This is a genomic window from Alkalihalobacillus trypoxylicola, assembly GCF_001590785.1.
Classification (GTDB): domain Bacteria; phylum Bacillota; class Bacilli; order Bacillales; family Bacillaceae_D; genus Alkalihalobacillus; species Alkalihalobacillus trypoxylicola.
In genome coordinates, this window is the sequence record NZ_LTAO01000040.1 from 24384 (window position 1) to 43432 (window position 19049).

The window sequence follows — 19049 nt, forward strand, 5'->3', positions numbered from 1 at the left end:
TTATAGTAAAATGAACTATATTCTCTATTGCATAAAGGCTTTACACATATTATAAAGGTCTAATATTTTTTATGTTAGTCTTTATAATATGTGAAATGATGATTTACATTAGTAAAGAGAGTAACATATTAAGTACACAAAAGAATGGAGTTATTTTCATGCAAACAGGTAAAGTAAAATGGTTTAATGCAGAAAAAGGTTTTGGTTTTATTGAATTAGAAGAAGGAAACGACGTTTTTGTACACTTTAGTGCAATTACTGGAGACGGGTTCAAAAGCTTAGACGAAGGTCAATCTGTTGAGTTTGAAATCGTTGATGGTGACCGTGGACCTCAAGCAGCTAATGTTGTAAAACTATAAATAATAGAAAAAACACGATCTCATGAGATCGTGTTTTTATTTGCACTAATTGTAGTAGATAGGAGATGCGGGTCCAACATCAATCCCTAGCAGCATCCAAATAATGAGCATGATAGTCCAAACAACTGTGAAGATAATCGCATAAGGAAGCATGACGGAAATTAATGTACCAATTCCCATGTTCTTATCATATTTTTGGGCAAATGCGATGATGATAGCAAAGTATGTCATTAAAGGTGAGATGACATTGGTTGTAGAATCAGCTACTCGATAGGTGAGCTGGGTAAATTCGGGTGAATAACCTAATTGCATCATAATCGGAACAAAGACAGGTGCCATTATTGCCCATTTTGCTGATGCGCTTCCGATAAAGATATTAATGGCCATTGTAATAAACATAAATAATAGAATTAATGGAATCCCTGTTAACTGGACACTTTGTAAAAATTCAGCACCGTAAACTCCAAGTACGATCCCCATGTTCGATTCATTAAAATAAGCGACAAATTGACCAGCTGTAAAAGCTAAAACAATAAACATCCCCATCGATGCCATCGTATCGGTCATTTGATTAGCTACATCTTTATCATTACGAATGGACTTTGTGATGATCCCGTATACAAGACCTGGAATAAAGAAAAAGAATAATAATATAACACCCAATGAGTTCATAAATGGAGAATTTACAATAGGGTTCGGTCCGTCTCCTCTCATAGGACCCCATTCAGGTACTATTAATAATGAGGCTAAAATGGTTGTACAAACTAGAGATATACCAGCCCACCTTAAGGCTTTTTTTTCTATGGTTGTTAAGTATTCAATCTTTTCTTTTTGCTCTTTGTTTGATTTGTACTTTCCTAAGCGAGGCTCGACAATCTTCTCGGTAACGAAAGTACCAGCTAACGTAATAACAAACACAGATACAATCATAAAATAAAGGTTCATAGCAATATTAATATTTTCCGCATAGGAAGGGTCAAATGTTGCAGCGGCTTGTCTAGTTAATTCCCCGAGCATTGGGTCAGAAGATGTTAAAATTAGATTAGCAGCAAACCCTCCAGAAACACCTGCAAAAGCAGCAGCAAGACCAGCAATAGGATGTCGTCCTAAAGCCATAAATAAAAGGGCTCCTAAAGGAGGAAGCACAATATACCCTGCATCCGCGGCCACGCTTGATAATATTCCAGCAAATACTAATGCAGCAGTAATAAGCTTTTGTGGGACCGATGTGACAAGTCCACGTAAAGCTGCACTAATTAAGCCGCTTCTTTCGGCAATCCCAATTCCTAACATAGTAGCTAAGACAATCCCAAGTGGAGCAAAATTAATGAAATTATCCACCATACTTGTAAATAAATAATGAATTCCTTCTGAGGATAAAAGATTGACAATGGTTATCGTTTCTCCAGGCTCTGCAGGGTTTTCTACAGTAATGTTAAAAGCAGATAACACGGAGGAGAGGCCTATTACGATTAATGCTAATATAGCAAATAAAGTGATAGGGTGAGGTAGTTTATTACCAATAAATTCAACAATGTTTAAAAATCTTCCAAACATAGAAGGGTTTTTAATCTGTTTCATATCTAGGTGACACTCCTTTTAAACTAGAACTTATATTATATTAAGATATCAATTTTAAAAAACACGAATTCTATTCTACTATAAAAAAGGTAAAATTTCTTGTTTATTTTAAAATAAAATAAAGTTTGTGAATTAAGAATGATTTGAAAATAAAAAGAACTCCTAATATGAATATAGGAGTTCTTTTTCTCATTTATTTTATCGAAGTTTCCCAATAGGGTTGCATATGATAATGCTGATAAATAATTTGCTCTTGTTCTCGGTCGAATAAAGTCTCTCGTTCATATTCAGGAGCGTTAGATATCAATGACTGATCAATATTACTAACCGTTACAGTCTTGTCTATATGGGAAATTTCTGTAATCCATTCCGTGCTTAAAACAACTAATTCCTTAGACATAAATCCGCCAACATCAATAATAAAGTAACGTATAAAATGATCTTCATAATCAATGATACAATCAACAATTTGTCCTACTTCACCATTTTTAGCATGTAATTCATATTTATATAGGTCATTAAAGCTTTGTAATAAGGTCTCATTATCTTGAGGAACCTGTTGGCGATTAGTTTTCGTTGTTTGATCCCTTTCATCAGGTAACGTTTTTTCATCGTATTCCCTGATAGGTGGAATAATCGGTGATTGTGGAGTTTGACCTACAAATGTAGGACCATGAGTTCTCGGCAATGCGAGCGGGTGTAGCCAGTAATTGTCCCAGCCGTAATGGCTATTTAAACTTTTCTCAAACTCACGAGTTAAGGTGAATTCAGAGGGCTTTGGACTATCCTTTATTTGTTCTTTAGTTAATTGTACGCCTATCGTTTCATTTTCTCTATTCAATTCAGTAAAGGCAGCAGGACTTAAAAATACATGACCACCTGGTAACCATCTTCTTGTATCTGCTTCTATATATCTGATTTTAAAATTTGGACCTTCAAAAATTAAATCATCAACAGCTCCTAATTCGTCATCTAATGCTCTAAGTGAGAATTTCTTTAATGTACTTGCTTCTATAAACATGAAGATCATCTCCTTATTAATAATTTGTAAGCTTAATCATTCTATTACCTTTTTTTTCTTTTCTAAAACCTTTTAAAATAAAGACAGAAATTAAAAAAGTAAGTCACTTACTTTACTTTGGAATAAGAAATGTTTACACTAACGGTATATAAATGAAATATTAAATCGTATCTAAAGGAAGAGGGAATTAGATTTGAAGCATGTATATAAGAAAGGAAATAGTCAAAAAACACTCATAACACTTCATGGAACGGGAGGGAATGAGCATGATTTAATTCCAATAGCAGAAATGATTGACCCTTCAGCAAATGTATTAGGTATCAGGGGTAATGTATTAGAAAATGGAATGCCACGCTTTTTTAGACGTTTAAGTGAAGGGGTATTTGATGAAGAGGATTTAGTGATACGAACAAAAGAACTTTATCAATTCATTAAACAAGCTTCTGTTGATTATCAATTCAAATTAGAGAATTCAGTCGTAATCGGTTATTCGAATGGAGCTAATATTGCTGCAAGTATTCTTTATCATTATAATGATAGTTTTCAAAGAGCTATTCTTTTTCATGCAATGGTTCCGTTAAAAAATGTTGAGCTTCCTAATTTGAAAAACCATCACGTTTTTATGGGTGCAGGCGAGAATGATCCAATGATTCCTAAAAAGGAAACCGAAATCCTTCTAGCTGATTTAAAGCAGGCAAATGCTACAATAGAAACCTTCTGGACTACAAGTGGTCATCAATTAATAAGAGAAGAGGTTGACGCGGCCCAAAAATGGTATGAGCAATTTTAAAAAGACGTACATTCTTTTTAAGAGTTAAGTGAATTTCATAATTGCTCTATAAGTGAACGAAACTGAACATCTATGATAAAAATGAACTGAATTTTTGTGAATTCTCTCGTTGATTGTAACGATAGGTAGTGACTCCCAAAGGATGAGCGCCGTTTGAAGATCCACTCTGACGACGCTCTGAGTCGTCGGAGTTAGCTGAAGACAAGCCCCTTGGGAAAGCATCTACCTAAAGTGAAAATCAAAAAACCAAATCGCTCGGTTCTCATTAAAAGATAGAAATGATGAAAGTGGTTTAAGTGAACGAAGCCGACCTTTCATTATAAAAAATGTCTTGAATGTTTCCGAATTCACTTGTTGATTGTAACGATAGGTAGTGACTCCCAAAGGATGAGCGCCGTTTGAAGATCCACTCTGACGACGCTCTGAGTCGTCGGAGTTAGCTGAAGACAAGCAAGCCCTTGGGAAAGCATCTACCTAAAGTGAAAATCAAAAACCTAATCGCTTGGTTTTCATTATAAGATATGCATTATTCAGTTGATGGAAGATTTCAAAATACAATACTTTGAAACTTTTAGCATGAATGTGAATAATGACATTCCTTTAAAATAGACGAGTCCAATCAAAAAAAGGGCTCGTTTTTTCTATGTACATTAAGGTACTTTTAAAGATAGTTGCAAAAAAAATCTTTAGAAACATCTAGTATAAATATGGTAAAATAAGCATGAGATAAACTGGATTGAAATGCAACAGAAGGAAGGAAGTGGAATGTCAAAATGAAAGGACGTTATGTTTCTTTTATTTTGCTACTTTTATTTTTATGTACAGCTTGCAATGAAGTAAGTGATCCTGAAAGCGTAGCAAAAGAAATCGAAAATGCCTACAAAGAAATGAATTATGATCATTTTTACACTTATCTAAAACAACAAGATTCTGGTGTAGATTCTGAAGAATCGTTTATACAGTGGTTTCACGATGTGGATGAATCTGTTCAAATTTTATCAAGAAACTTAGAATTAACTCAAATAGAAGAAGAGGAAACAGAAGAAAATCAGGTATACTACGAGGCAAATGTTGAAATCGAAACGGTTTTAGGTACACTTTCTAATCGTTTTCGAGTTTCATTTCAACAGATAGAACAAAATGAAGAAAATAATTGGAAAATGAGCTGGGATACGGCCTTTGTATTACCTCAAATTGAAAACGGTGAGTCGGCTGTTTTGCGGGTAGAACACCCGAAAAGAGGAGAGATTTTCGATCGTAACCAGCATCCTTTAGCGATAAATGGTGAATTGCTTGAGGTGGCAATCGTTCCTGAACGGATGGAAGGAAAAGAAACAGAGCAAATAGAATTTTTAGCAGATTTAATCTCAGTAAGCAAAGAATACATAGAGGAAAAGCTGAATCAGGAATGGGTTAAAAGAGATCCAACACAAATCGTTCCGATTAAAGCGATGAAAAAAGACCCTGCTTTAATGGAAGCTCTCGAAGGGTCAAGAGATTCTGGACCAACCTATCGTTTAATTGAAGGACGTGAATATCCTCTCGCAGAAAAAGCTGCACATCTAACAGGGTATATTGGGCCAATTACAGAAGAAGAATTAAACGAAAATGATGGATACACAGCATCATCCTACATTGGTAAAACAGGATTAGAATATCTTTATGAGGGTCGTCTAAAAGGTGAACCGGGCGGATCGATCATCATCATAGGGCAGGACGGAACAGAGAAGGGCATTCTTATTGAAGAAAATCCACTCGACGGTGAAGACATGGTGATTTCTATTGACCATGAGTTACAGCGTGCGGCTTTTCAACAATTGGAGGGAGAAAGCGGAACCAATGTTATGATGGACCCTTCAAATGGACAAATTTTAGCATTAGTAAACGCACCAGCTTATGATCCAAATGATTTTATTGTAGGTTTTACAGGTGATGAATATAAAAAATTAGAGGAAAATGAAGGACGTCCTCTCTTAAATCGGTTTTCACAAACATTTGTGCCGGGTTCAACGACAAAACCAATTATAGCAGCTATTGCATTAGAAAATGGTTGGGATTATTTAGAAAAGATAAATGTTCCAGAAAACAATCGATGGCAATTGAATGAATCTTGGGGAAATCACTATATTACAAGAGTATCAGGAATTCCACTAACCTCACTTAATTTGAATGAAGCGATGATGTATTCAGATAATATATATTTTGCCAAAATGGCTTTAGAGATAGGTAGTTCCTCTCTTATTGAAGGATTGAACGACTTTGGCTTTAATGACACGCTCGCATTTGATTACCCATTAAGAAAATCGACAATTAGTTCAGATGAAGAGTTAACAGAAGTGCTTCTAGCTGATACTGGATATGGACAGGGAGAACTACTCGTCAACCCTATTCATTTAGCTGCGATGTTTACGGTTTTTATTCATGAAGGTGCGATGGTTAATCCTACTTTTTCTTTAGATGATGAAGATCATACCTATTATAATGAAACGATTATCTCACCTGAAACAGCCGAAACCGTTTGGCAATCTTTAAAAGAAGTGATTGAAAACTCTAATGGAACAGGGCACAATGCTCGCATAGATGGAATCGGATTAGCAGGTAAAACAGGAACAGCAGAGCATAAAAGTTCTCAAGAAGAATCCGGTAAAGAAACGGGCTGGTTTATTGCGATGTCAGACTCAAATCCTTCCGTTATTAATTTAATGATGATTGAAGGAATTGAAGACAAAGGTGGTAGTCAATATGTCGTGAATAAAGTAAGAAACTTATTGCTTGAAATAGAATAAACCAACCATTTTGAAAAGAGTCTGAACTTTTTATGACTCTTTTTCATTTTTTTTGAATTTTTTTTAAAAAAGTGAAGAGTTTTTTTATTTTCATACGTCTAATAAATGAGAGTAGAAAAAAGGAGTTCATTTTTAGTGGCTAACTTTTAGTTAATCACCAACAAAGGGATAGGAGAGGATTGTCGTTGCAAAATAAACCAAAATGGGCAGTATGTATTTTAGTGTTGTTTTTCTTATTTGTATTATTTATACCTATAACGTTTGCGCATGCCCAAGAAGAAAGATTACATATAGAAGTTAAATCGGGGTTTGATGGGAAAATAAATGAATTGAAGGGCTTTCCTCTACAATTGAGTGTAAAAAATCTTGGAGAGGATATTTCTGGTGAAATTGGGATTCATATTTCGCCCAGCTATTCTTCAAATGGTTATCTATTAATACCAATGGATTTATTAGAAGGTGAAGAAAAGTCTATTACGGTAAGTGTTCCTGGGAATCAGTATTATTCAAGTGGTGGGAATGCTCAGCAATTATTTTTCTTTGAATCTGGTTATGAAAATGGTAGAAGCGTTTCTTTTTCAGGAGACAAGACGATAAGAGGATCTTATATTGGCTATGAAAAAACCGTCGTGGGACTTCTTTCTAATGATCCTGATACATTAAATTCTGTTAAAAATACGAAGGGATCACTTGAGCTAGAATTTGTCAATGTGGATCCAAATATGATACCAGATGATTTTCTAGGCTTAACCGTTTTAGATTATTTACTTGTCGATCAATTTGCCTTAACGGAATTAACTGAACCACAAATGAATGCATTAACTAATTGGGTTAAATTTGGAGGAACCATTATTTTCGGTGGCGAACCAGGTGTGGCCCAAAAAGCAGGTTCTTTTAGAGATTTACTCCCAATGTCATCTATGATAACAACGATTAATGTAGCGGCTCAAAATTTTGAATCTATTGATGAATTTGAAAATGTAGAATTCCCTGCGGCTACTTTTCCTTTATATATTGGTGAATTAAATGATGGAGCATCTACTGTCTTAGATTTAAAGAATGAAGAGGTTTTAGTTGCATCCAATAAATATGGAACAGGTACTATCAGTCAGCTTTCCTTTTCGCCAAGCAGCTCTATCTTTAACGATTGGGAAGGACATCCTATTCTTTGGGAAAAAATAATCAACTTAACTCAACAATATCAAGAGTTCTCTTATATGTATGATCAAATGGATAACCTACGAACTGTGAATGATTTATTTGATTCTGCAATCATTCCTTTTGGATGGATGTTACTCATTTTTAGTTTATATATTTTAGTTATTTTCCCTTTATTATTTTTCCTTTTAAAAAGATTCGATAAACGAGAACACGCATGGTGGATCATTCCATCGATTTCCATTATCGTCTCAGTTGGATTGTTTTTATATGGAGGGAAAGACCGTCTAGTAGATCCGCAAATGAATGAGTTATCGGTCGTTAAACTAGAGCCGAATGGGGAACAACATGGAATAGCAAGTTATTCATTTTTATCAAACAAAGGTGGAGATTATGAATTAATCGTTCCAAACCAACACTTCTCAGCTATTCCTTTTAATGATCTCTTTATCAACGGCAATGATGTTGCACCTAATGTGGGGGTTTATAAACAATCAGGGCTACAAAAGGTTTTGTTTAAGGATGTAGAATATTGGTCGGTTCGAAATGTAACAGGACCTTTATATAATCAAAGTGATATGAGCTTGAGCTATGAGTTATCAATGACTGATCAAAAGGTAACTGGAACGATTACAAATGAAACGGGAAAAGAAATTGAAAGCTTACTGTTGTTAACAGGTCAAGAAGAAATTGAATTAGGTTCATGGAGTGTCGACGAAAGTAAGGACGTATCTTTTGACGTGAATTCATCCCTGCTTTTATCTCCTATGTACAGCTATAATTGGAATTATTCTAATGATATAGATGAGCAAAAGTTTAACCAGGCAAAAGAAACAGCTCACAATTTCAATCTATTTGATCCTCAATCGCCATCGTTAGTTGCCATTACGAAAGATTCACTCTATGAAGATGTGACATTAAATGGTCAAAGCAATTTAACAAAAACTTATAATATGATGGTACAGCCTATTAAAATACAAGTTGACATGGGCGAAACTTTTGAATTCAAATCGACAGATCTTCTCCCACACGTATATATGCTTGAAGGGGATGGATATTTAGATACGTTCCCTATTTATGAAAGTCAACCAGAATTTTATGCGGGAGCAGGAAGATACTCAATCGATTATTATGTACCCGTTGATACGATTCCTGTAAATGCTATTCAAGAATTTGAATTTACGATGCTACCACCTCAAGTAGAAACGGAAATTTACAACTTTACAGAAAATCAGTATGAAATTGTAGATAATGGGCTTTTATTGAACAATCCAACAGATTATATTAATGAAATGGGAATGTTAAAAATAGCCATTACAAAGGCTGAAACACCAGACAGAGTGACACTCCCTCAAATTACCTTCAAGGGAGTGGTTGAAAATGATTAGGACTGAACAATTAACGAAGAAATATGGCTCATTTACAGCACTCGATGAATTAACTTTAACGATTGAAGAAGGAACGGTGTTTGGGTTTGTCGGTCAAAATGGAGCAGGTAAATCGACAACCTTTCAGATATTAGCTACTTTAATGTCTCCGACCTATGGTACAGCTTATATTGATGGAATTGATGTTTGTAAGGAGCCAGCAAAAGTGAGGGAAAAAATTGGTTACATGCCTGACTTTTTTGGCGTATACGACCAATTTAGAGCCGTTGAATACTTAGACTTTTATGGAGCAAGTTATGGTTTGACTGTAGATGAACGAAAAAAAATCATTCCACAACTACTAGATCTTGTTAATCTTTCACATAAAAGTGATTCCTATGTGGACCTTTTATCACGAGGAATGAAGCAACGTTTGTGTTTAGCTCGCTCTCTTATTCATGACCCTTCTGTTCTTATATTAGATGAGCCTGCGTCTGGATTAGACCCAAGAGCTAGAATTGAAATGCGTGGTATTTTAAGAGAATTAAAGGCGATGGGAAAAACGATTATTATCTCCTCTCATATTCTCCCAGAACTAGCGGAGATGTGTGATGAAATTGGTGTAATCGACCAGGGGAAGCTTGTCGCCAAAGGCTCTGTTACAGATATACAAAAGCAATTAGAGCAACAAAAGCTTATTCAAGTAAAGGTTCAAAAAAATATCGATCAAACGATGATGTTTTTCGAAGATCAATCGCATGTTATTAATTTAAATCAATTAAATGAAACCGATTTTGAATTTATATTTACTGGTGATGATGCCTCACAAATTCAATTGTTACAGCAGGCTATAGCAGCAAACATCCCGCTTTTAAGCTTCCACCTAGTAGAGACAAATATTGAAGATGTCTTTATGGAGATTACGAAAGGAGTGGAAGAAGAATGAAATCCTGGTTCATTAATCCTGTACTCAATAAAGAAATTAAATTACGCTTTCGTTCGGTTAAAAATTATGTAGGGGTTGCTTGTTATTTAGCCTTTTTAGCTTTAATTTCGTTTGGTTTTATTGGCTTACAAATGAGCTATGATGATTTAGGTGTATTTAGACCAGCAGAAAGTCAAATGATGTTTTTATATTTAAGTATGTTCCAGCTTGCCTTAGTAATTTTTATAACTCCGGGATTAACAGCTGGTGTCATTAGTAGTGAAAGAGAAAGACAAACTCTGCCAATCTTATTAACAACCGCTCAAACATCAACAACGATTGTTTTAAGTAAGCTTTTTTCATCCATATCCTATTTATTTTTAATTGTCTTTTCAAGCATCCCTATTTACATTATTGTTTTCTTATTTGGGGGCATATCACCGCAAAATATAATCTACAGCTTTGCTCTTTATATTTTTACGATGTTTGTTATAGGAGCAATAGGTGTGATGGTATCGACTCTGATGAGAAAGACAATCATGGCTATGGTGACTACTTATAGTATCGCGTTTTTCTTAACAGGAGGCATCGCGGTTTTTACCGTTATATTGACAAGTTTTAGTTATGAATTTTCATCACAAGGACAAGATTTTATTTGGCCGTTTTTGTTTGCTTCAGTAAATATTCCGGTGATGTTCTTTTCTGTATTCGAAAGTACTATTTTAGATGATCTTCAACAGTTATCTGGCTTTAATATTTCACCTTGGATCATCTTTTATAGTTTTTATAGTATCCTAACCGTTTTGTCTCTTTTCATTGCAGTAGTAAAATTAAGACCAAAAATGAAAACGAAAAAGACATCATAAGTAAAATAAAGAAAGTTTATAGAAGGAGAGGAACGTAATGTCAACTGAGAATTCGTTCATTGATTTATTAAAAAAGGTGAAAACGAAGCTGTTCAAGCACTTTATCCTTCAAACAGTAGGTTTTGCTTTTTTCTGCTGTTTAACGGTTATTTTGTTTTTTACCTTACTTCAACGTTTTCTAACGATATCGACTCCTCTCGTTTGGTTGGTTTCTTTAAGCCTAGTTACTATAGGAATCACTTTTTTCATTCGTTGGAAAAACAATCCTACTCTAAAAGATGCTGCTGCTCACTTTGATAACGTAGTAGGAGAAGATAGAGTCAAGACAGCATTGAATTATCAAGAAGACGAGCATTGGATAGCTGTTAGCCAAAGAAGAGAAACCGTTCAAAAAATGAAGAAGAATTTCACTGAGGTCATGCAATTAAAAAAAATCAAGGTTCATAAAGGAAAGCTTGCTCTTTCGTTCATTTTTGTAAGTATTGTCGCTCTTTCTCACTTATTTCCTAGTGAATCGATGTTAATCGCTCAAAATATGAATGTGCAAAAAGAGTTAAACAAAAAAACATTAGAGGAACTTGAGGAAAAGGTTGAAGAAGAGGAATTAGAAGAAATAAAAGAGGAACTTCTTGAGAAAGAAAATATGAAGTTAGATGATCATCAAAGTAGTGAAGAATTCCTTAAAGATTTAATGAGTATGGAAAAAGAGCTTGCTCTCGAATCAGGAAACATAGAGGAAATAGTTGATGAATATGAAGAAAAAATGACGAAGAGTGATTCTGATATGTTTTCTGAAGCCCTTGAGTTTGTTTCACAGCAGGATGTAGAAGGTTTAGAGAGCTGGTTAGATTCATTAGAAGCCAACGCTTTGAATGAGCTAGTGAAGGAATGGAATGAATTAGAAAGTGAGCAATTAAGTGAACAGGAGTTAGCCGAACTTTTAGAAGCCTTTCAAGAGGAAATGAATGAGCTGCTTGCAAACATGGATCAATTGGCAAAGATGAAAAGCATGCAACAAATGCTCCAGCAGTTGGCAAGTAATCATCAACTATCGATGCTTGCGGCAGGGATAAGTAGCCAGCAAGCACTAACCTATGATTCTCAAAATTCAAATTCAAGCTCAGCTTCCACATCAAATGGGTCTAATCAAGGACAAAGCTCTGGCTCCAATTCAACTTCGGGCTCACAAGATAATAAAAGCAATAATGCTGATAGTAATAGTGAGCAATCTGATGGGAACCAATCCTCAAATGATGGAGAAGGCTCTGGAAATAGTTCCAATAGCGGCTCAGGAAACGGTACTGGTTCAGGTTCAGGAAATGGAAGTGGCTCAGGTAGCGGAAGTGGAAATGGGGCTGGTTTAGGTTTAGGCTCAAGAGAATTAGCGATACCAGAACGGTTAGAAGGTCAAACAAATATAGAAGAGGATTATGCGGAGCTTGGTGAAGGAGAAAGCACTATACAGCAATCAGAATCTCCAGCATTAAAAGGTAATATTAGACCATACGAAGAGGTATTAGGGCAATATGAGAATTTACTAAGACAAAATATCGATCGAAAACAGTTACCTTCTCACTTGGAAGGGATTATAGAAGGTTATTTTTCAGAGCTTAAATAAAAGGGGTTATGAGATATGGAGAAACAAGAGGAATTATTTAGCCAGTCACAATCTTTAATTCAACAATTTCAGGATGAAATATCGACATTTATAGTAGGTCAAGAAAAAGCCAAAAAACAAGTTTTATGGTCCCTATTAGCAGGAGGGCATGCTTTATTAGAGGGTCTTCCTGGTGTAGGAAAAACAATGCTTGTAAAAGCGATGGCTGATGTCATGTCTTTGAGCTTCTCAAGAATTCAATTTACTCCCGATTTAATGCCCTCTGATATTACAGGAACGATGATCCTTAATCAAAAGAGTCAAGATTCACTTTTTACCTTTCATAAAGGACCGATATTTTCTCAAATTGTATTAGCGGATGAAATCAATCGTGCAACTCCGAAAACGCAAAGTGCATTATTAGAGGCTATGGCGGAGAATACGGTGACGATTATGGGAGAATCCAAATTATTACCGAAGCCGTTCTTTGTATTAGCTACTCAAAATCCGGTTGATTTAGAAGGGACGTATCCTTTGCCTGAAGCGCAGATGGATCGTTTCTTATGTAAAATTGACATGGAATATCCTAACAAAGAACAATTAAAAGAAATTATTAAACGAACTGTTCAAAGAGAAGATATTGCTTTGAACTCCAGATTACAGGAAGAAGATTTGTTACAAATGCAAAAGCTGTGTCGTGAAATATTAGTGGCTGATGAAATTATGGAGTTTGCTATCCTTTTGATTAGTAGCACGCAGCCACAATCAGAGGACGCCTCTGAGCAAATTAAAAGTTATGTTCGCTACGGTGCGGGACCACGTGGACTTCAAAGTCTAATTCGTTTAGCTAAAGCAAGAGCTTTTACAGAGGGACGCTATCATGTTTCAATAGGCGATGTGAAAGAAGTCGCTTTACCTGTCCTTAGACATCGATTATTTTTAACGTTTGAAGCAGAAGCAGAAGGAATGACAACAGATATCATACTCCATAATCTGTTAAATGATGTCAATAAGGTGAGTCTGAGCTAATGGATACCGCATTATTATCCAATTCAATGATTGCTAAATTAAAGAAGTATTCATTCTCCACTTCAAAACGTGTTAGTTATGGCTATCAAGGAAATCGTCAAGCGACTGGTTTTGGAAGAACGCTAGATTTTTCGGATTACCGAAACTATCATCTAGGTGATGATTTACGACAAATCGATTGGAATGTGTATGCTCGAACAAATAAACACTATATCAAAAGATTTCTCGATGAAAAAGATATTCAGGTAACGGTATATTTAGATTGCTCCGCTTCCATGAAGAGTGAGAAATTAAAATGGTTTAGGTTAAAACAGATCGCAGCGATGCTCGGATACATTGCTTTAGTAAATGGTGATCGGCTAAGCGTCATTCCAATTGGTCTATCTGAAAATCCCTTTTTACATAAAAAGGGGGTCGGGTACAGTCATACTTTATTTCATTATTTGACGCAACTAACAGAGAACTCTCACAACGAATATTTTGCTTCATTACTTCAGTATCGTCAAAAGCATACAAATATTCATATTTTGATAACGGATGGTTATGAAAAACGCTCTACTATTTTAGAAAAATTACATCAATTCCAGACCTCGGCAACAACGATATTTATTCAGCTATCGACGAGTGAGGAGATAAGTCCTTCATTAAAAGGAGATAGAAAATTAATTGACAGAGAAACAAGTGAGTTTGTAGATGTAACTTTGCAAAAATCAACGATTGACCATTATAAAAGTTTACGAGAAGAACATTTTTCAGTGATTAAGGAATTTTGTAAACGAAGAGGAATTAGATATATCTCCCTTGATGCTAATGAAGAGCTAGAGGAGAATTTAAAGCGGATAAAAAAAGAGGGCTTTTTTATAATGTAATGTTCTGTCTAGAAAGAAGGTGAGAGAATTGGGAGTGCTCGCCCCTTATTTTGGGGCAATGAGTATCTTTTTAGTAGGACTCGTTGCCCTGTACATGTTTAGAAAGCAATATGAAGAGCGTTATGTCGCATCTCATTTATTTTGGCGTGAGGCATTAAAAGAATATCAAGCATCCAAATGGTGGCATAAGCTACAAAAGCATTTGCTCTTTTTTTTACAATTTATGATTTTATTAAGCTTAATCATCGCCTTAATACGTCCTTTTTTTTACAGTGAACAGAGCTTACAAGGACAGCATCTCATTATGGTACTCGATACCTCTGCCTCTATGGAAGCTGAGGTTGAGGACGGAATAACGAGATTTGAGGAAGCGCAAAAACAAATGCTTCAGTTATTAGAGGAAAAATCTAATACACAACGAGTATCCATTATGACTGTTGGGGAAAATCCCCAATTACTAGTATCACAAGAGAATGATTATTCGATTTTAGAAAAAGAAATTTTAGATGTAGAGATTCTATATTCAGAAGCTAATTTTGAGAGGGCGCTATCATTGGTCGAAGCTTTATCAGTTGAAGAAGAGACAACTGTTCATATATATAGTGACCAACTACAACAAGAAATTGTGGAGCAGTCCCTTTCTAGTGTCACAAACGTTTATAATATTGGGAATGAACAACCTTTCATGAATGTCGGGATTTCTAGCTTTGTTATAAATCATGAACAAAGTCATGCATTTATTCAATTAAATCAAGAAGGAATGGAAGAGCAGCAAGTAGATTATCAGTTAACTATTGATGGAGAAGTGTTTTTGGAAGACAGTTTTGTTTTGGATAATGAACCACATTCTTTTATATATTTAGAAGATTTACCTGCAGGTGATACGTATCAAATCGAGCTTATAGAAAACGATGATTACAAATTGGATAACATCGCGACCTCTTTTTCCCAACCATCTGAATCTCCAGTAATTTACGTTATAGGAGAGAGTAGCCCCTTCTTAAGTCTACTACTAGAACAGATAAGTGAGGAAATTATATTTGCTAATACGTATTCAGATATAACGGAATGGGAGGACCATTCTATTATTATTAGTTTTTCAGATGAGAATTTTATACCAGAAAAACCAACATTATTTATGGCTCAGGATGCAGGAACTCCACTTCAATTTAATGAAAAGGTTCCATTAACCGAAAGACCTGTACAGTTCGATGGAGAATCCTTACTTCAGTTTACAGATTTTAGTCAAGTATTTATTTTAGAGGCATGGAATGTTGAAGAAAATTCCTTGGATGTTTTAGTTCAAGCCAATGATATCCCACTTATTAGCAAAGGATACATAGAAAATCAACCTGTTTTGGCCGTGCATTTTGAACTGGAGCAATCCGATTGGCCCTTACATTCTGATTTTCCAATCTTTTTCTATCAAGCGGTTGAAGAACTTTCTGGGAATGAGCGTTCATTAGGTTATTTTGCACCTTTAGAACAGAGACCACTTCCTTTGCCAGAAAAGGGCTTGTATCAAGTTATTGATGAGGATAATCAAATTATTGATGAAATAGGAGATGATGAGAGTATTTTTGTAGCTCCCTCTAAACCAGGGCTATATCGTCTCAGACATATGGAAACGAATGAAATCTCTTATTTATCCGTTTATCTACCAGAGAGTGAACAATTTGTTAAAGCTTTTGAATCTTTTATGGTTGGAAATGGTGAAGCGCCACAAGAAGGTCACTTTACTTATAAAAATGAGTTTTGGAAGATATTTGTTTTGCTAGCATTTTTAGTTCTTTTGGTAGAGTGGGAGGTGTTTAGACGTGAGCTTTGAACTACATACACCTCTTTATTTACTCTTATTTGTTCCGGCTGTATTTGTTGTCATTCTATTTATAAAATCAAACATTCATTCGAAAAAGTCAAAACAGCGTTCAGTAATCCTCATTTTACGTTCGCTCGTATTTTCTTTATTAATCCTAGCCTTAACGGATCCATCGCTTGTATTAACTTCGAAAGTAGTGGAAACCGTGTTTGTTTTTGATCGGTCAGAATCAATGAGTTTAGAACAGCTTGAGGTTGAACAGAATTTAGTGAAAGCAATCGAAAAGAAAAAGGAAGAAGATTCCTTCGCAATCGTTTCAGTAGGTGAACAGGCAATCGTTGATCGGCTAATGGGAACTCATTCTCAATATTCACTCCAATCCGAATTAAATTCAAATCAAACGAATTTAGAGGAAGGTTTGCAACTGGCAGCTAGTTTGTTCTCTCAGTCAACAGGAAGAATCGTTTTAATTAGTGATGGTCTTGAAACGAAGGGTGACAGTAAGGTTCAGACCGAAATGGTGAATCAACAAGGAATGACTGTAGATACTTTCTTTGTCGATCGCCAACTAAAGCAGGATGTGGCGATCTCAGAATTAAATGTAACCAAACAAGCTTATGCAGGAGAAGAGATTATTATATCTACAGAGATAAATAGTACAGAGAATATGCAAGCAGCTATTCGTATAAGAGCGAATCAAGAATTAATTGTGGATCAGCAAATTGACTTAAAAAGAGGTGTGAATACTTACCCCTTTTCTTTTGTCACTCAAGAGCCAGGTCAATTAATAATTGATGTAGAAATTGAGGGAGACTATGACGAAATTCCTGAAAATAATCATCTTACAGCTCTTTCACAGGTTGTCGGTGAGCCGAAGGTTTTAGTTGTAGAGGGAGAAGACGAGGCAGCGAGTAATCTGACGAAAGCTCTTGAAGCTAGTGGTACTTCTTATGATTTACTGTCAGCAGAACAATTACCAACACGATTAAATCGTTTCTTGAATTATCAATCGATCGTTTTTGCAGATGTTTCAGCTACAAATATTTCTCAAGCACAAATGGACCTACTTGAAACGGCTGTGAAGCAGTTCGGAGTTGGATTTATTATGACAGGAGGAGAGAGCAGCTTTGGTTTAGGGGGTTATTTTAAAACACCTATAGAAGAAATATTACCTGTTGAAATGGAAATAAAAAGTGAAGAAGAGCTTCCATCGTTAGGGATTATTTTTGTCATTGATCGCTCAGGTAGTATGCTAGGAAATCGAATCCAACTTGCTAAGGAAGCGGCAGCTCGATCTGTAGAATTATTAAGAAATGAAGATGTTGTCGGGGTTATTGCCTTTGATGAACAGCCGTGGCAAATTGTTGAGACTGGTCCACTTGGAAATCCAGATGAAGTGGTCGAACAAATTTCCTCTATCACAGCTGATGGAGGAACCGATATTTTTCAAGCATTAGATATGGCCTATCCACAGCTAGCTGAGCAAGAGCTTCAAAGAAAGCATATCATTTTGTTATCAGACGGTGATTCTGCATTTCAAAGTCAATATCAAGCTCTCGTTGAATCAGGTTTAGAGGAAGATGGAATTACGTTATCCACTGTTGCTATCGGACAGGATGCTAATCATGCTCTTTTATCTCAAATTGCCGAAATGGGTTCGGGTAATTTTTACTCTGTTTATGATGAAAGTACGATTCCAAGTATCGTTTCAAGGGAAACGATTTTAATGACTAAGACATATATCGTAGATGAACCCTTTTATCCAACGGTCGTGCGCCAAAATGAATGGAATTCTTTTTTTGAGAGCGGATACCCTTCATTAAATGCTTATATTGCAACGACTAATAAGAATACAGCTGAGCTTATCCTCCAAAGTGATAATGAAGACCCGATTTTAACTAGGTGGCAATATGGGTTAGGTAAAACGGTTGCTTGGACCTCCGATCTAAAAGGAGAGTGGTCTGGAGAATGGGTAAATTGGCAAAATTGGTCACCACTTTGGAATGAAATGATTAGTTGGACTTTACAAAATATCAACGATGAACCATTTTTTGTCACTCAAAATCAAAAAGGCTCTGAAACCGTTGTGGAATTTATAAGCGAGGAAGCATCCACAGAGTTTTTACAGGCAGAGGTAGTCGATTCTTTAGGAGAATCTATAAAAAGTCAGTATAAGATGGTAGAGCCTGGTAAATACGAAGTTTCTTTTGAAGGAGAACCAGGCATTCATTTCATTCAACTGACCAATCCGTTGAACGACGAGCTTGTTTATCAAAGTAGTGTTTCCGTTCCTTATTCAGCAGAGTTCTCATTAGAGGAAGCCAATGAAGCAATGATGACTGAAATAGCACAAGCAGGAAGTGGAGAGGTTCTAGAGGAATTATCACAGGCTTTTCGTCCGTTAATGAGTCCACTTCAAGAAAAAAAATCGATTGCAATTCCTCTTATTTTAGCAGCTTTTTTACTGTTATTTTTAGAAATTACCATTAGAAGGCTTGGGTTAATATCACTGACTTTCTTTAAACGACAAAAACAAAAAGAGGTAGTATCGAAAAATTCAGTTGTATTTGAAAAGGTGAAAAAATCAATCCGTAAAAATGAGAAGCTATCAAAACGAGAATCGAAAAAAATGAATCAAGCGAATGGGTCGATTGAAACAGACGGGCTCAAAAAAGAAGCGAAAGAAAAATTGAGTAAACTAAGCTCCTCTTCGTCTAAAGGGAAAAAGGAAAAATCAAATAAGAGTTTAAAAAATAACGAACAAGGGGCATCAAGTCAAGAAGATGTGAATCCGTCGAGTCAATCTGGAAATGACGAAAGAATGAAGCGTCTATTAGAGGCTAAAAAAAGAAATAGAGGAAGATATGAAAGATAAATGAACG

13 protein-coding genes are annotated in these 19049 nt (G+C 35.6%); 11 read left to right on the forward strand and 2 right to left on the reverse strand.

Annotation, left to right across the window (positions count from 1 at the left end; all coding sequences use genetic code 11):
• Positions 1–158: 158 nt before the first annotated feature.
• Positions 159–359 carry a cold-shock protein gene (locus AZF04_RS19920; protein ID WP_045489419.1) on the forward strand — a complete coding sequence of 67 codons (201 nt, stop codon included), beginning with the start codon at positions 159–161 and terminating at the stop codon, positions 357–359.
• A gap of 45 nt (positions 360–404) precedes the next feature.
• Here AZF04_RS19920 and AZF04_RS19925 read toward each other — a convergent pair whose 3' ends face one another.
• A complete protein-coding gene (locus tag AZF04_RS19925; RefSeq protein ID WP_061950308.1) occupies positions 405–1940 on the reverse strand; it encodes an AbgT family transporter in 1536 nt (511 codons plus the stop codon).
• A 193-nt stretch (positions 1941–2133) separates the two neighbouring features.
• Positions 2134–2961 (reverse strand): PRC-barrel domain-containing protein, encoded by an 828-nt coding sequence (locus tag AZF04_RS19930; RefSeq protein WP_061950309.1) that lies wholly within the window; start codon positions 2959–2961, stop codon positions 2134–2136.
• Positions 2962–3154: 193 nt separating this feature from the next.
• Here AZF04_RS19930 and AZF04_RS19935 point away from each other — a divergent pair, with 193 nt between their 5' ends.
• The 10 genes from AZF04_RS19935 to AZF04_RS19980 all read left to right on the forward strand — a co-directional run bounded on the left by AZF04_RS19935 (position 3155) and on the right by AZF04_RS19980 (position 19042).
• The gene (locus tag AZF04_RS19935; protein ID WP_061950310.1) at positions 3155–3751 is read left to right on the forward strand and encodes an alpha/beta hydrolase; all 597 of its coding nucleotides are present in this window, start codon (positions 3155–3157) and stop codon (positions 3749–3751) included.
• A 773-nt stretch (positions 3752–4524) separates the two neighbouring features.
• Positions 4525–6537: a peptidoglycan D,D-transpeptidase FtsI family protein gene (locus AZF04_RS19940; protein ID WP_061950311.1), complete on the forward strand. Its 2013-nt coding sequence runs from the start codon at positions 4525–4527 to the stop codon at positions 6535–6537.
• Between the two features lie 185 nt (positions 6538–6722).
• Entirely contained in the window at positions 6723–9083 is a 2361-nt protein-coding gene (locus AZF04_RS19945; RefSeq protein WP_061950312.1) for a DUF7408 domain-containing protein, read from the forward strand.
• Positions 9076–10008 carry an ABC transporter ATP-binding protein gene (locus AZF04_RS19950; protein WP_061950313.1) on the forward strand — a complete coding sequence of 311 codons (933 nt, stop codon included), beginning with the start codon at positions 9076–9078 and terminating at the stop codon, positions 10006–10008. The genes AZF04_RS19945 and AZF04_RS19950 overlap by 8 nt, the downstream gene beginning before the upstream one ends.
• On the forward strand, positions 10005–10853 hold the full coding sequence (locus tag AZF04_RS19955) for an ABC transporter permease (RefSeq protein ID WP_061950314.1): 849 nt from the start codon (positions 10005–10007) through the stop codon (positions 10851–10853). Before AZF04_RS19950 ends, AZF04_RS19955 begins: the two co-directional genes overlap by 4 nt.
• Positions 10854–10890: 37 nt before the next feature.
• Positions 10891–12471, forward strand: a complete 1581-nt coding sequence (locus AZF04_RS19960) for a hypothetical protein (protein WP_061950315.1) — start codon at positions 10891–10893, stop codon at positions 12469–12471.
• 15 nt (positions 12472–12486) lie between these two features.
• On the forward strand, positions 12487–13479 hold the full coding sequence (locus AZF04_RS19965) for an AAA family ATPase (protein WP_061950316.1): 993 nt from the start codon (positions 12487–12489) through the stop codon (positions 13477–13479).
• Positions 13479–14348, forward strand: coding sequence for a DUF58 domain-containing protein (locus AZF04_RS19970; protein WP_061950317.1), 870 nt, complete (start codon positions 13479–13481; stop codon positions 14346–14348). Before AZF04_RS19965 ends, AZF04_RS19970 begins: the two co-directional genes overlap by 1 nt.
• A gap of 34 nt (positions 14349–14382) precedes the next feature.
• Complete coding sequence (locus tag AZF04_RS19975; RefSeq protein ID WP_235600043.1) at positions 14383–16176, forward strand: vWA domain-containing protein; 1794 nt, start codon at positions 14383–14385, stop codon at positions 16174–16176.
• Positions 16166–19042, forward strand: a complete 2877-nt coding sequence (locus AZF04_RS19980) for a VWA domain-containing protein (RefSeq protein WP_061950319.1) — start codon at positions 16166–16168, stop codon at positions 19040–19042. Before AZF04_RS19975 ends, AZF04_RS19980 begins: the two co-directional genes overlap by 11 nt.
• Positions 19043–19049 lie beyond the last annotated feature (7 nt).